The following is a 14,433-nucleotide window of genomic DNA, read 5'->3' as shown; positions in this document are numbered from 1 at the left end:
GGAGAGGGGAGCACACCAGCAGCAAGCGGTAACAGTAACGCGCGTGATCCACCGCAACGCCGCCCCCTTCGGCGCGGCACAAGGAGCAATCATGGCCAAGCTACGCGATGTACCCGGTATTCGCAAATACGACGGCCCCGCCGGAGGCTGGGGAGCGCTGAAGGCAACCGCCACGGCGATCCGGCTGCAGATGGATACCGTCAAGGCCCCGATCACGCTGCTGCGCACCAACCAGCCCGACGGTTTCGACTGTCCCGGCTGCGCGTGGCCCGACAAGGAGCACCGGTCGACCTTCCAGTTCTGCGAAAACGGCGCCAAGGCCGTCACCTGGGAAGCCACGACCAAGCGCGTGACGCCGGAATTCTTCGCGGCCAACACGGTGTCGGCACTGCTGAACCGCACCGATTTCGAACTGGAAGACCAGGGCCGCCTGACGCATCCGCTCGTCTACGACCGCGCCACCGATACCTTCAGGCCGGTGGAGTGGGAAGCTGCGTTCGCCCGCATCGGCGAAATCCTGCGCGGCCTGGCGCCGGATCAGGTCGAGTTCTATACGTCCGGCCGAGCCTCCAACGAGGCCGCATACCTGTACCAGCTGTTCGCGCGGGAGTACGGCACCAACAATTTCCCTGATTGCTCGAACATGTGCCACGAGCCCACCAGCATCGGCCTGCCGCGCTCGATCGGCATCGGCAAGGGCACCGTGTCGCTGGACGACTTTGACCAGTGCGAGCTGATCATCTCGATCGGGCACAACCCCGGCACCAACCATCCCCGCATGATGGGAACGCTGCACGAGGCATCGCGGCGCAACGTGCCGATCCTGGTGTTCAACCCGTTGCGCGAACGCGCGCTCGAGCGCTTCGCCGACCCGCAGAACATGCTGGAGATGGCGACCTACGGCTCCACCCGGATCGCGTCGTCGTACTTCCTGGTGCGGGCCGGGGGTGATGCCGCCGCCATCAAGGGGGTCATGAAGGCGCTGCTGGAGCTGGAAGCCAGCCAGGGCAACGTGCTGGACCACGACTTCATTGCCGGCCACACCGAGGGCTTTGCAGCGCTGGCGGAGGACCTGGCGGCGACCGAATGGGCGGATGTCGAACAGACCAGCGGCCTTGCGCGTGCCGACCTGGAACGGGTCGCGGCGGCCTATGCGAAGTCGAACGCCACCATCGTCACCTATGGCATGGGCGTGACGCAGCACAACGAAGGCACGGCCAATGTCCGCCTGCTGTGCGACCTGCTGATGCTGCGCGGCAACTTCGGCAAGCCCGGCGCCGGCATCTGTCCCTTGCGCGGCCACTCCAACGTGCAGGGCAACCGGACCGTCGGCATCACCGAGAAGCCCTCTGCGGATTTCCTGCAGCGGCTCGCCGACACGTTCGGCTTCCGTCCGCCGGCGGCGCACGGGCACGATGCCGTCCGGGCCATGCAGGCGATGATCGACGGCAGCGCCAGGGCGCTGTTTTGCCTGGGAGGAAACTTCGCGGTCGCGCTGCCTGATCCGGACCAGTGCTTCCCTGCCATGGGCAAGCTTGACCTGAGCGTCCATGTCGGCACCAAGCTCAATCGCACGCACCTGCTGGTGGCCAGGGAGACCTACCTGCTGCCCTGCCTCGGCCGCACGGAACTGGATGTGCAGGAAACCGGGCCGCAATCGGTCACGGTGGAGGATTCGATGTCGATGGTTCATGCCTCGGCCGGCAAGCTCACGCCGGCATCCGCGTTGCTGCGCTCGGAGCCGGCCATCGTTGCGGGCATTGCCACCGCAACCCTGCCGGACAGCAGGGTTCCGTGGCTGGAGCTGGTTGCCGACTATGACCGGATCCGCGACCTGATCGAGCAGACCGTGCCGGGCTTCGACGACTTCAACACGCGCGTGCGCGTGCCTGGCGGATTCCGCATGCCGTTGCCGCCCACCGAACGCAGATGGGAAACACCGTCGGGAAAGGCGGAGTTCTACGTGTTCAAGGGACTGCAGGAAGACAAACAGGTCCAGGCCCACGATGTGCTGCGGCTGGTGACGATCCGCAGCCATGACCAGTACAACACCACCATCTATGCCATGGATGACCGCTACCGGGGCGTGTTCGGGCGCCGCGATGTGCTGTTCATGAACGCGGCCGACCTGGCTGCGCGCGGCCTGGAACATGGCGACCTGGTCGATATCGAGACCATTGCAGCGGGCCGGCAACTGCGGTTCGACAAACTGACCGCGATCGAGTACGAGATTGCGCCGGGCTCGGTCGCCGCCTACTACCCGGAGGCCAACCGGCTGGTGCCGCTTGACTACATCGATGAGGACAGCGGCACGCCGTCCTACAAGTCCGTGCCGGTGCGCGTGCTGCGCTCGACGGTGACGTAATGGCACGTCACGCCTCTTTTCCTTGATTCCACGCGCCGTTGCAAGCCGCGCAGGCGGCGTGCCGCGGCATTTCGTTGACGCTGAACGCGACCTGTCTGTGGAGGAAAGCCCATCATGCCGACCCTATGTGAAATCTGCAATGCGCGCCCGGCCGTGGCGCGCGTGACGGTGGTTCAGGACGGCCAGCGCAAGTCCATGTCAATTTGCGACTACGACTACCGGCAGCTGCTGCGCCACCAGGACATGCTCAACCCGTTCGATTCGCTGCTGGGCGGGGGCGGCCTGTCGCGCTTCTTCGGCGGCCTCGGCAATGGCGCGGACGACGAGGCGCAGGGCGGCTTCGCGGCCGAAGTACCGCGTGAATCCGTCGACGTGACCGACGCCTTCAGCGAACAGACGCTGGAGTTGCTGCAGCGCGCGGCGGAAAAGGCCCATGAGCTGCGGCGCAATGAACTCGACACCGAGCACCTGCTCTATGTGCTGTCCGATACCGATGTCTGCGTTGCGCTGCTCAAGGAGCTCAAGCTATCGCCGCAAGACCTGCGCGGCTATATCGACGCGCATGCGCAAACCGGCAGCGCCGCGCCGGACGCCGCGGTCGACCGGATGACGATCTCGCCGCGCCTGAAGAAGGCGTTCCAGTATGCGTTCCAGGCGTCGCGCGATCTGGGGCATTCCTATGTTGGCCCGGAGCACCTGCTGATCGGGCTGGCCTCGGTGCCCGACAGTATCGCCGGGACGCTGCTGAGGAAGTACGGCGTCACGCCTGAGGCGCTGCGCCAGAAGGTGGTGAAGGTGGTGGGCAAGGGCGCGGAGGATGGGCGCGTCGACACGCCAACGGGCACGCCCACGCTGGACAAGTTCGGGCGCGACCTGACGGCGATCGCGCGGCAGGGCAAGCTTGACCCGGTGCTCGGCCGGGCGCAGGAGATCGAGAACACGATCGAGGTGCTGGCGCGGCGCAAAAAGAATAACCCGGTGCTGATCGGCGAGCCCGGCGTGGGCAAGACCGCCATTGTCGAGGGGCTGGCGCAGCGCATCGTCAACGGCGACGTGCCTGAAGTGCTGCGCGGAAAACGCCTGGTCGAGATCAACCTCAATGCCATGGTGGCGGGGGCGAAGTACCGGGGCGAGTTCGAGGAACGTGCCAAGCAGCTGATCGATGAGGTCACTGCCAGGAACGATGAGCTGATCCTGTTTATCGACGAACTGCACACCATCGTTGGCGCGGGACAGGGCGGCGGCGAGGGCGGCCTGGACATCGCCGACGTGCTCAAGCCCGCGCTGGCGCGCGGCGAACTGAGCCTGATCGGCGCGACCACGCTGAACGAATACCAGAAGTACATCGAGAAAGACGCGGCGCTGGAACGGCGCTTCCAGCCGGTGCTGGTGCCGGAGCCCACCGTGGAGCAGACCATCGTCATCCTGCGCGGCCTGCGCGACAAGCTCGAGGCGCACCACCAGGTCACCTTTGCCGACGATGCATTCGTGGCCGCGGCAGAAATGTCGGACCGCTACATCACGTCGCGCTTCCTGCCAGACAAGGCCATCGACCTGATCGACCAGGCCGCGGCGCGCGTGCGCATCGGTTCGACCTCGCGGCCAGCCGACCTCCAGGAACTGGAGGCGGAGATCACGCAGCTCAAGCGCGAGCAGGACTATGCCGCGTCGCGCAAGCGCTTTGACGAAGCCAAGGCCTTCGAGGACCGCATCACCGACAAGCAAAAGCGGCTCGAAGAGCTGACGGAGGCCTGGCAGCGCAAGACCGGCTCGGAGACGCTGGAAGTCACGGTCGCGGCCATTGCCGAGGTGGTGTCGCGCCTGACCGGCATCCCGGTGGCCGACCTCACGCAGGAGGAACGCCAGAAGCTGCTGAAGATGGAGGAGCGGCTGCGCGAGCGCATCGTCGGGCAGGACGACGCGGTGGTCGCGGTGAGCGACGCGGTGCGCCTGTGGCGCGCGGGGCTCGGCCATGCCAACCGGCCGATTGCGACCTTTCTCTTCCTCGGGCCGACTGGCGTGGGCAAGACCGAGCTGGCCAAGGCGCTCGCGGAAACCGTGTTCGGCGACGAGCAGGCCATCATCCGCATCGACATGTCCGAGTACATGGAGCGCCATGCGGTGGCACGGCTGATTGGCGCGCCCCCGGGCTACGTCGGCTATGAAGAGGGCGGGCAACTGACCGAGCGGGTCCGGCGCAAGCCCTACAGCGTGATCCTGCTGGACGAGATCGAGAAGGCCCACCCCGACGTGTACAACGTGTTGCTGCAGGTGTTCGACGACGGCCGCCTGACCGACGGCAAGGGCCGCGTGGTCGATTTCAGCAACACCGTCATCATCGCCACCAGCAACCTGGGCGCACCGATCATCATGGAGAACCTCGAGAAGCCTGATGCATCCCGCATGGACGACAAGGCGCTGCGCTCGGCGCTGATGAAGGTGCTGAAGGGACATTTCCGGCCCGAGTTCCTCAATCGCATCGATGACATCATTGTGTTCCATGCGCTCTCGCGCGAGAACATCCGCGCGATCGTGCAGATCCAACTCGAGCGGGTGGCGCGCACCGCCGCCGCGCAAGACATCACGGTCACATTCGATGCGGCGCTGGTCGATCACCTGGTGGAGGTGGGCTACCAGCCGGAGTTCGGTGCGCGCGAGCTGCGCCGGCAGATCCGCCAGCAAGTCGAGACCACGCTGGCCCGGGAGATCCTGGGCGACAAGCTGTCATCCGGAGACCGTGTCGCGGTCGGCTACGACAAGGACCGCAACGCGGCGAGCTTCCGCAAGCTGGAAGCGGCACGCAAGCCCAGGAGCGGCAAGGCAAGCGCCAGGGCAGCCTCGCGCGGGAAGGCGGATGGCGCCGTGGCTGCCGGTGACGCCGCGGCGTGAGCGCTGCAGACAACGATCCAGGCAACTTGAGCAGGAGCTTACAATGCAGCAGTTCGACTTTTACATCAATCTGCGCAAACCGACGCTGGGACTCTATGTGCGCAAGGGTGCGGGGCTGCCCGATCTTGCCGATGCAAAGCAGTGGCAGCTTGAAGGGACAGTCGGCGAGACCGAACTGCGGCCCGATGCCCTGAAAGCGCTGGATGCCAACGGTCACGCGTTCCAGGAGCTGGGCGGGTAATCACGGCGTGCGCGTGGTCAGGCGGTTGGACGGGCGCCACCAGCGGTGGGACCGCTGCGGTCAGCCAGCGCTTCCAGCAGGTCAGCCGACGGGACAAAGAACAGGCCCCCGGTGACAGCCCGGCTGAAATCGAGCAGCCGGTCGTAGTTGCCGGGCGGCCGGCCCACGAACATGTTTTCGAGCATCTGTTCGATCGGTGCCGGCGAACGGGCATAAGCGATAAAGTAGGTGCCGAACTCGCCCGCGCCGGGCCGGCCAAACATCATGTTGTTGCGCAGGATCTTCACTTCCTGCCCGTCGTCGTCGAGCGTGGTCAGCGAACTGTGTGAGTTCGACGGCTTGACGCTGGCGTCCAGTTCAATGTCCGACAGCTTCTTGCGGCCGATGATCAACTCCTGCCTCTCGACCGGCAGCGCGTTCCACCCGGCCATGTCGTGCAGGTACTTCTGCACGATGACGTAGCTGCCGCCCGCGAAACCCGCGTCTTCCTCTCCGATCACGGTAAAGTCGACGGCTTCGCGGCCGCTCGGATTCTCGGTGCCATCGACGAAGCCGATCATCGCGCGCATGTCGAAGTTGCGGAAGCCGTGCACTTCATCGACCACCCGGACCGCGTTCCCAAGCTTGCCGAGCAGTTGCGTGGCCAGTTCGAAGCAAAGGTCCATCGATTCGGCACGGATGTGCAACAGCAGGTCGCCCGGCGTTGCCGGGGCCATGCGCTCGCCGGCGCCGAACTCGCGGAACGGATGCAGCGCGGCCGGTCGGGGCGCGCCGAAGAGCCGGTCCCACGCCTGCGATCCGAAGCCGCAGACACAGGACAGGTTGCCATCCGGCACGCGATGGCCGACGGCGCGCACCACCGCGGCAACGTCGGCACACCATGCGCGCACGGTGGCGGCGTGGTCGTCGCCATCGGCGAGCGTCGCTACGAGGAATATCGCGCTGCGGGTGACGGCGGTTGAAACCGCCTGGGATTCGGGAGGAGTGGTGGGCATCGGAAACAATAGGTGGTTCAGGCCAGTCCGTTTGGGCGCAAGCGGGGGAATTCCACACGCAAGGGTACACGAACTGCCTGGCTTGTCCCGGGCGGTATCGCCCCTTGCGCGCGCCGTCTCATCCGGGCAACGCGAACGGATTGAACCCGGTACGTTGAAAGCCTTCTGCGGCCACGGCGTCGTCCAGCGCCAGCGTGGCCAGATCATCCGCCACTGCTTCGGCATGCGGATCCCGCTCCAGTGATACCACCTTCAGATAACCGCGGCACACGCCGCAGCTTTCGGCGCGCACCGTGGCTTCGGCGGTGTCGAAGCTGAAGTAGTCCAGGTCGGCGGCGGAGCCGCAGTTGCTGCATTTGGCCCGCACCATGTGCCACGCGCTTTCGCACAGCGGGCAATGCAGGTAGCGCATGCCGTGGTGCGCGCCGGTCTGGATCAGGCTTGCCACCGGGGCGGTGCCGCACACCGGGCAGGCCGGCGGCTCGGCGGTGCCGTCGGCGGGCACCGGCGCCGCGCGCGCGGCGGTGGCGCATTGCAGCGACAGCGCGGCCCAGAGCAATGGTGCGATCGCCGCCGGCACGGCGTCGAAGCGGCCCGCGGCCAGCGCCTGCGCGGCCGCCAGACGTTCGGCCGCGGCCAGGCCGCGCAGTGCCGCGAGATGGGGTGCGGCCGGCGCGGGAATGTCATGCGCAAGCCGCTCGATCAGACGGTCGAGCAGGGCAATGCAACGCCCCGCATGCGCAATCGCGCCGGCTGCCAGCGGCCCGCATGCGCCGGCGTCGGGCAGCACGGTTGCCTGCGCCTCGGTCACGCGGGCGGCCCAGTGCAGGTAAGCGGCATGGTCGTGGCCTTCGGCCAGCGCATGCAGGCGCGCGGCGCGCCGGCTGTAAAGCTGGAACAGGTCGGGCTGGATCAGCGGCGTGAAATGCCGCGATGCCTCATCCGGCGGCAGCGCCCCCTGCATTTTCGGATGCGGGTTCATTGCCCATGCCCCCTTGCGCTTGCCGCCTGCGCGTCTTTCGCTTCCAGTTCGCCATGCCACCGGTCATGGTGTTGCCTGGCCCACGCGCGCGAGACGTAGCCCGTCACCATGCCGGTGATCGAGCCGCGCACCCAGAGCGCCAGATAGATATGCCCGAGGATCAGCAGAATCAGCCCGATCCCGGCCACGGCATGGACCAGGATCGCCAGGCGCAGCACAACAACCGGGAAAAATTCGGCGAAATACGCGCGCCACATGACCAGCCCGGACACCAGCAGGACCAGTATCGAAGCCATGATCAGCCAGAACAGCACCTTCTGGCCGGCGTTGTACTTGCCGATCTTCAGCGGTTCGCCACCATGCCGGTTCATCAGCACGTCGCGGATGCGGCGAAACCAGATCGCGTCAGTGCGGGCCGGCAGGTTGTAACCCACGAAGCGCGCGAACATATAGCAAAGCCCCGCGAATACCGCGATGCCGAGGAACGGATGCAGCAGCCGCGCCAGCTGCGGCGTGCCCAGCAGGCCGCTCATCCAGCTCACGCTCGGGAAGAACCATGAAATGCCCGACACGGCCGCAAGGAAGAAGCACAGCACGACCGCCCAGTGGCACAGCCGTTCGGAGAATTTCGTGCGCAGGATCCTGTCGTCGTGGGGCATCATTTGGCGTCTCCATTTGCCGCGCCGTCGTGGCCGGTGTCGGTGGTGTTCGGCCCGACCGCCATGAAATGCGCGGCCATGCCGACGACCGCCGCCGCGCCGACGATCGCGGCGCCGGGTTTGAGGCCATCTTTCCAGCCCGACACCAGCGCGCTGATCTCGGGGTCCTTCGGCAGGCCCGCGTAGCGCTCGGCATCGTCGGCATGCTGCAGCACGTACATCACGTGGGTGCCGCCGACCCCCGCCGGGTCATACACGCCGGCATTGGCATAGCCGCGCTCGTTCAGCTCGGCCACGCGCTCCGCGCCAAGCGACTGCATCTCTGCCTTCGAGCCGAACGCGATGGCGCCGGTGGGGCAGGTCTTGACGCAGGCCGGCTCCTGTCCGACCGCGACGCGGTCGGAGCACAGCGTGCATTTGTAGGCCTTGTTGTCCAGCTTCGAGATGCGCGGCACGTCGAACGGGCAGCCGGCGACGCAATAGCCGCAGCCGATGCACAGGTCGGACTGGAAATCGACGATGCCGTTCGCATACTGCACGATGGCGCCGGGCGCGGGACAGGCTTTCAGGCAGCCGGGATCCTCGCAATGCATGCAGCCGTCCTTGCGGATCAGCCATTCCAGCTTGCCGGCCTGGTCCTCATGCTCGGTGAAGCGCATCAGGGTCCAGGTATTGGGCGACAGGTCGCGCGGATTGTCGTAGATGCCGACGTTTTCCTGCACGTCGCCGCGCAGGTCGTTCCATTCGTTGCAGGCGACCTGGCACGCCTTGCAGCCGATGCAGATCGACACGTCGATCAGCTTGGCCACTTCCATCTGGTGGTCGCGGATGCGCGGCGCCGGCGTCAGCTCGGACGAGGCCGAGCGGCGGATGATGTTCTGCGAGTTCATGCCCGGGCTCCGGCCATCTTTTCAATATTGACGAGGAATGCCTTGAATTCCGGCGTTTGCGAATTGGCGTCGCCCACGCCGGGCGCCAGGGTGTTGGCGAGATAGCCTTTGCGGGTCGCGCCTTCGAAGCCCCAGTGGCAGGGGATGCCGACCTGCTCGACGGCTTGCCCCGCCACCTGCAGCGTGCGCATGCGCTTGGTCACCACGGCCTTGGCCGTGATATAGCCGCGCCGGGTGGTGATCCTGACCGTATCGCCATGGGCAATGCCCTTGTCGGCGGCAAGCTTCTCGCCGATCTCGACGAACTGCTCGGGCTGCAGCATGGCGTTCAGGTGCGAATGCTTGGTCCAGTGGCGGAACAGCTCGGTCACCGAATAGGTCGTGGCGACATAAGGGAAATCGGTGCGGTTGCCCAGCCGCTGCGCATCGTTCTGGAAGATGCGCGCGGTCGGGTTGTGGGTGACCCTGGCATGCAGCGGGTTGTTTGCGATCGGGCTCTCCACCGGCTCGTAGTGCTCGGGGAAGGGGCCGTCGATCATGCCGCCGGCGGAGAACAGCCGGCCCACGCCTTCGGGCAGCATGATGAACGGCCCAACGGGTGTGCCGGGCGCCGCGGTCAGCGGAAAATCCGGCACGTCGGCGCCCGTCCATTGCTGGCCGTTCCAATGCAGGATCTGGCGCCTGGGGTCCCAGGGCTTCCCCATCTCGTCCATCGAGGCGCGGTTGTAGAGGATGCGGCGGTTGGCGGGCCAGGACCAGGCCCAGCCGGGCGTATTGCCGAGCCCGGTGTCGGTGTTGTCGCGCCTGGCCATCTGGTTGCCGGCCTCGGTCCAGGAGCCGGCGAAGATCCAGCAGTAGCTCGAGGTGGTGCCGTCGTCCCGCAGCTGCGCGAACGAATCCAGCAGCTGGCCCTTGCGCAGGATTTTGTTGCCGCGCTCGTCGAAAACGTCCGCCAGCGCGTAGCCGTTGGCCTCCTTGGCCATTTCCTCGGGATGCGGGTGGTGGGGATCGTGATAGGTGTCGGCGTCCCAGGTCATGTGCAGTACCTGCTCGGGACACGCGCCGCCTTCGGTCTGGTACAGCCGGCGCAGCTCCATCATGATGCCGGCGAGGATGGCGGGGTCGTGGCGCGCCTCGCCCGGCGGCTGCTGGCCGGCGTAGTGCCATTGCAGCCAGCGACCCGAATTGACCACGGTGCCGTCCTCTTCGGCGAAACAGCTCGACGGCAGCCGGAACACCTCGGTCATGATCTCCTCGGTCCTGACGTCGTTGAACTTGCCCTCGTTGCGCCAGAAGTTGGAGGTCTCGGTCACCAGCGGGTCGATCACCACCAGGAACTTCAGTTTCGACAGCGCGGCGGAGGACTTGTTCTTGTCCGGCATCGCCGCCAGCGGGTTGAAGCCCTGGACGATATAGCCGTTGACCTTGCCTTCGTACATCAGGTCGAAGTACGCCAGCATGTCGTAGCTGCGGTCCCACTTCGGCAGCAGGTCGTAAGCCCAGTCGTTCTGCGCCGTGGCATGCTTGCCGAACAGGTTTTTCTGCAGCGAGACGAAGAACTTGGGCAGGTTCTTCCAGTAGTTGACCTGGTCGGGCAGCAGCGCCCTGGGCGTGGCATCGGCCAGGTACTTCTTCAGGGTCTGCTGTCCGTCCGTGGGCAGGTCCATATAGCCCGGCAGCCGTACCGACAGCAGGCCCAGGTCGGTATAGCCCTGGATATTCGAGTGCCCGCGCAGCGCGTTCACGCCGCCGCCGGCCATGCCGACATTGCCCAGCAGCAGCTGGATCATCGCCGCGCCGCGGATGATCTGCGCGCCGCCGGTGTGGTGCGTCCAGCCCAGCGCATACAGCCACGTCAGGGTCTTGTCCCGCGCCGCGCACGTGCCCACGATCTCGGCGATCCGCAGGAAGTCGGCCTGCTTCACGCCGGTGATCTGCTCGACCTTCTCCGGCGTGTAGCGCGATACGTGCTGCTTCAGCAGGCTCAGCACGCAGCGGGGATGGCGCATCGACGGATCGCGCCGGGCGTTGCCCGCGCCGTCGAGTTCATAGGTCCACGACGACTTGTCGTAGCGCCTGGTTTCGGCATCGAAGCCCGAGAACAGCCCCTCGTCGAAGCCGAAATCCTCGCGCACGATCAGCGCTGCGTTGGTGTACGCTCGCACGTAGTCGTGCTGGATCTTGTCGTGCTGCAGCAGCCAGTTGACCAGGCCCATCAGGAAGGCCGTATCCGAGCCCGCGCGGATCGGCGAGAAGATGTCGGCCACCGCGGCCGTGCGATTGAAGCGCGGATCGACGACGATGACCCTGGCCCTGTTCTTGATCTTGGCTTCGATCACCCACTTGAAGCCGACGGGATGCGCCTCGGCGGGGTTGCCGCCCATGATCATGACGACATCGGCGTTCTTGATGTCCACCCAGTGGTTGGTCATCGCGCCGCGCCCGAACGACGGGCCCAGTGCGGATACCGTGGGCGCGTGGCACAGCCGTGCCTGGCAGTCCAGCGCCAGCATGCCCAGCGAGCGGGCAAACTTGAAGTCGAGCACGCCGGTTTCGTTGGACGCCGCCGACGAGGCGAGCATGCCCGAACTGAGCCAGCGGTTCACCAGCTGGCCCTTCTCGTTGCGCGCGATGAAGTGCCGGTCGCGGTCGTCCTTGAGCAGGCGCGCGATGCGCCGGGTCGCGTCGTCCCAGCTGATGCGCACCCATTCCTTCGACCCCGGCGCACGGTATTCCGGGTACAGCAGCCGGTTTTTCGAATGGACGATGTCGAGCAGCCCCGCTCCCTTGGGACACAGCGAGCCGCGGCTGACCGGATGGTCGGGATCGCCCTCGATGTGGAAGATGCGTGGCTTTGCGTTCCTGGCACCATCCCCCAGCGAATACATCAGCAGGCCGCACCCGACCGAGCAATAGGTGCAATTGTTGCGCGTCTCCTTGGCGCGCAGCAGCTTGTAGGGGCGCACGCCCGCCGGGGTTTGCGCCCATGCCGGCGCCATGCCCAGTGCCGCGGCCGAAGCGGCGAACGAACCGGCGCCAAGGATCTTGAGGAACCGCCGGCGTCCAATGCTGGTGGGTGTAGTCATCGTGGTCTCATCGTCATTTTTTCCGCCGGCCCGCGGATGAACAGGCCGGGGGTCTCCGCCTTTTTTATGTCCGACAAGGAATGAACGCGCGCGCAGGCCCGCTGCGCGGGGTGGGCGCAGTGGCGGTGAGAGCCATCCTTGATGGGAATTGCCGCCTTGGGGCAGCGTGTCAGGTCGTCTCCGGGCGTCGGGTCAGCGTTGCCGCGACGGGCAGCGTTGCCGGCATGATCCGCGCCGTTTGCGCAAAGATATCCGCGTGCCAACCGAAGGACAATTCAGCGATTCTTTGCCAGCCCATAAGCAATCCGTTAAGTGACGCCTCTGGCGCCACAGATGTGACAGGCGCCGGCCTGTCGAATGGTGTCCATGAACACCGTTTCTAGGGCACATGCTTTCCCTACATAGCGCCCCTGCGGCCGCCGCCTTTGCTGCAATCTAATGGGCCTGCCCGAACCGCTGCCCATGAGACGCACCACCACCATTCCCACGCCGCCGCCCGATGCCGCGCACATCCTGGTGCCGGCCGACGTGCCGGGGGGCAATGGCTGTGCCGATGACCGCAATTTCGTCACGGCGCTGGCGCGCGGCATGGAGCTGCTGCGCGCGTTCGGGCCGCAGGACGATTACCTGGGCAACGCGGAGCTGTCGCGGCGCACCGGCATTCCGCGGCCGACGGTGTCGCGGCTGACCTATACGCTGGCCACGCTCGGCTACCTGACTTATATCGAGGCGACGGAAAAGTACCGGCTGGGGCAGGGCGCGATGGTGCTGGGGCACCGCTATGTCGGGGGCGCCGGCATCCGCGAGATCGCGCAGCCGCTGATGCAGTCGCTGGCGTTTGCGACGGATTGCACGGTGGCGCTGGCCATGCCGGACCGCCATGCCATGGTCTACCTGGAAAGCTGCCAGCCGCGCGGCGCGCTGGTGATCCGGCTGGCGCCGGGCGCGCGGCTGCCGATGGCCACCTCGGCGATCGGGCGGGCATGGCTGGCGGGTCTGGATGCGGATCACCGCGAGGGCGCGCTGGCGGAGCTGGCGCGGCACTACGGCGCGCGCTGGCCGGCGGTGCGCGCGGGCGTGGAGCGTGCGCTGCGTGACCATGAGCGGCGCGGCTTCTGCGTCGCGCATGCGGAGTGGGACCGCACCGTCAGCGGCGCGGCCGCGCCGCTGCGGCTGGCGGGCAGCAGCGAGGTGCTGGCGTTGAATATCGGCGGCGCCGCGGCGCGGCTGTCGCCGGAAATCCTGGAAGCCAACCTGGGGCCGCGCGTGCGCGAGCTGGCGCAGACCCTGCAGGCGCGGCTGTGGCAGCCGGGCGGTGCGCGCGCGACCGCGCGCTTTGCCTCGGCGCAGCCAGAACCGGGGCCCGATCCCGACGCGGCGAAGCGGGCCTGATGCGTCCGGCCGCAGATGCCGGCATTCGAATTCAACGAGGAGACCACCCATGGAAGTACGCAACAAGACCGTCGTGGTGACTGGCGCGGCCACCGGCATCGGCCGCGCGCTGGCGCTGGCCTTTGCGCAGGCCGGCGCGCGCGGCGTGGCCGTGGCTGACCTGAACGCGGCCGGCGCCGCCGCGGTGGCGGCCGAGGTCCAGGCCGTCGCGCCCGCCTGCCAGGTGTTCGCCCAGCCCGTCGACGTCGCCGACGCGGCCGCGGTGCAGGGGCTGGCCGACCTGGCCACGCAGCGCTTCGGCCAGGTCGATATTTTCTGTTCCAACGCCGGCATCATCCTGCGCAAGGGCCTGGACGCCAGCGCCGGCGACTGGCAGCGCATCTGGGAAATCAACGTGATGGCGCACATCCATGCGGCAAAGGCGGTGCTGCCGCAGATGCTGGAGCGCGGCGACGGCTACTTCGTCAACACGGTGTCGGCGGCGGGCTTGCTGTCGCAGATCGGCTCGGCACCGTATGCGGTGACCAAGCATGCCGCCATCGGCTTTGCCGAGTGGCTGTCGATCACCTACGGCGAGCGCGGCATCAAGGTCAGCTGCATCTGCCCGCAGGGGGTGCAGACCAACATGCTGTTCGGCGAGAACGGCCAGCGCAAGGGCTTCCTGCAGGAAGGCTCGGTCACCGCCGAGCATGTCGCCGCGGTGACGCTGGAGGGCGTGGCCGACGAGCGCTTCCTGATCTTGCCGCACCCCGAAGTGCTTGAGTACTATCGGCGCAAGGGCCAGGACTATGACCGCTGGCTGCGCGGCATGCGCCGCCTGCATGACAAGGTGATGCAGGAGTTCGGCGGCATCGCGGTCTGAAAGGGGCGGGCAGCCTGGCAGGTTCCGGCGGCGGCATTGCCGCCGCCTTCACAATGCGCGCGGCCACGCAGC

The 14,433-nt window shown here is 66.9% G+C and carries 10 protein-coding genes; 5 read left to right on the top strand and 5 right to left on the bottom strand.

Translation table 11 applies throughout. The annotated features are described in order from the left end of the window. The first annotated feature begins 91 nt into the window (after window positions 1-91). From CBM2588_RS27305 to CBM2588_RS27295, 3 genes are all read left to right on the top strand, one after another. On the top strand, window positions 92-2,365 hold the full coding sequence (locus CBM2588_RS27305) for an FdhF/YdeP family oxidoreductase (protein WP_115683374.1): 2,274 nt from the start codon (window positions 92-94) through the stop codon (window positions 2,363-2,365). A 114-nt stretch (window positions 2,366-2,479) separates the two neighbouring features. Further along, on the top strand, window positions 2,480-5,254 hold the full coding sequence (locus CBM2588_RS27300; protein WP_115683373.1) for an ATP-dependent Clp protease ATP-binding subunit: 2,775 nt from the start codon (window positions 2,480-2,482) through the stop codon (window positions 5,252-5,254). Window positions 5,255-5,297: 43 nt separating this feature from the next. Then, window positions 5,298-5,495, top strand: coding sequence for a hypothetical protein (locus CBM2588_RS27295; protein ID WP_115683372.1), 198 nt, complete (start codon window positions 5,298-5,300; stop codon window positions 5,493-5,495). Window positions 5,496-5,512: 17 nt separating this feature from the next. Here CBM2588_RS27295 and CBM2588_RS27290 read toward each other — a convergent pair whose 3' ends face one another. The 5 genes from CBM2588_RS27290 to fdnG all read right to left on the bottom strand — a co-directional run bounded on the left by CBM2588_RS27290 (window position 5,513) and on the right by fdnG (window position 12,107). Then, window positions 5,513-6,490: a Dyp-type peroxidase gene (locus CBM2588_RS27290; protein WP_115683757.1), complete on the bottom strand. Its 978-nt coding sequence runs from the start codon at window positions 6,488-6,490 to the stop codon at window positions 5,513-5,515. Between the two features lie 118 nt (window positions 6,491-6,608). Next, window positions 6,609-7,472: a formate dehydrogenase accessory protein FdhE gene (gene fdhE, locus CBM2588_RS27285; RefSeq protein ID WP_231942291.1), complete on the bottom strand. Its 864-nt coding sequence runs from the start codon at window positions 7,470-7,472 to the stop codon at window positions 6,609-6,611. After that, window positions 7,469-8,134 carry a formate dehydrogenase subunit gamma gene (locus tag CBM2588_RS27280; RefSeq protein ID WP_197717976.1) on the bottom strand — a complete coding sequence of 222 codons (666 nt, stop codon included), beginning with the start codon at window positions 8,132-8,134 and terminating at the stop codon, window positions 7,469-7,471. The genes fdhE and CBM2588_RS27280 overlap by 4 nt, the downstream gene beginning before the upstream one ends. Next, window positions 8,131-9,021, bottom strand: coding sequence for a formate dehydrogenase subunit beta (gene fdxH / locus CBM2588_RS27275; protein WP_115683371.1), 891 nt, complete (start codon window positions 9,019-9,021; stop codon window positions 8,131-8,133). The genes CBM2588_RS27280 and fdxH overlap by 4 nt, the downstream gene beginning before the upstream one ends. Next, window positions 9,018-12,107, bottom strand: coding sequence for a formate dehydrogenase-N subunit alpha (fdnG, locus tag CBM2588_RS27270; protein ID WP_115683370.1), 3,090 nt, complete (start codon window positions 12,105-12,107; stop codon window positions 9,018-9,020). The genes fdxH and fdnG overlap by 4 nt, the downstream gene beginning before the upstream one ends. Before the next feature lie 462 nt (window positions 12,108-12,569). Between fdnG and CBM2588_RS27265 the strand changes: the two genes are divergently transcribed. Both CBM2588_RS27265 and CBM2588_RS27260 read left to right on the top strand, forming a co-directional pair. Continuing rightward, on the top strand, window positions 12,570-13,499 hold the full coding sequence (locus CBM2588_RS27265) for an IclR family transcriptional regulator (protein ID WP_115683754.1): 930 nt from the start codon (window positions 12,570-12,572) through the stop codon (window positions 13,497-13,499). A 49-nt stretch (window positions 13,500-13,548) separates the two neighbouring features. Continuing rightward, on the top strand, window positions 13,549-14,361 hold the full coding sequence (locus tag CBM2588_RS27260; protein WP_115683369.1) for an SDR family oxidoreductase: 813 nt from the start codon (window positions 13,549-13,551) through the stop codon (window positions 14,359-14,361). The last annotated feature ends 72 nt before the right edge of the window (window positions 14,362-14,433 follow it).

The sequence above is a fragment of the Cupriavidus taiwanensis genome, from assembly GCF_900250075.1.
Taxonomy (GTDB): domain Bacteria; phylum Pseudomonadota; class Gammaproteobacteria; order Burkholderiales; family Burkholderiaceae; genus Cupriavidus; species Cupriavidus taiwanensis_C.
The sequence above is the reverse complement of the archived record's forward strand: the minus strand, read 5'-3'. Positions and strand labels throughout refer to the sequence as shown.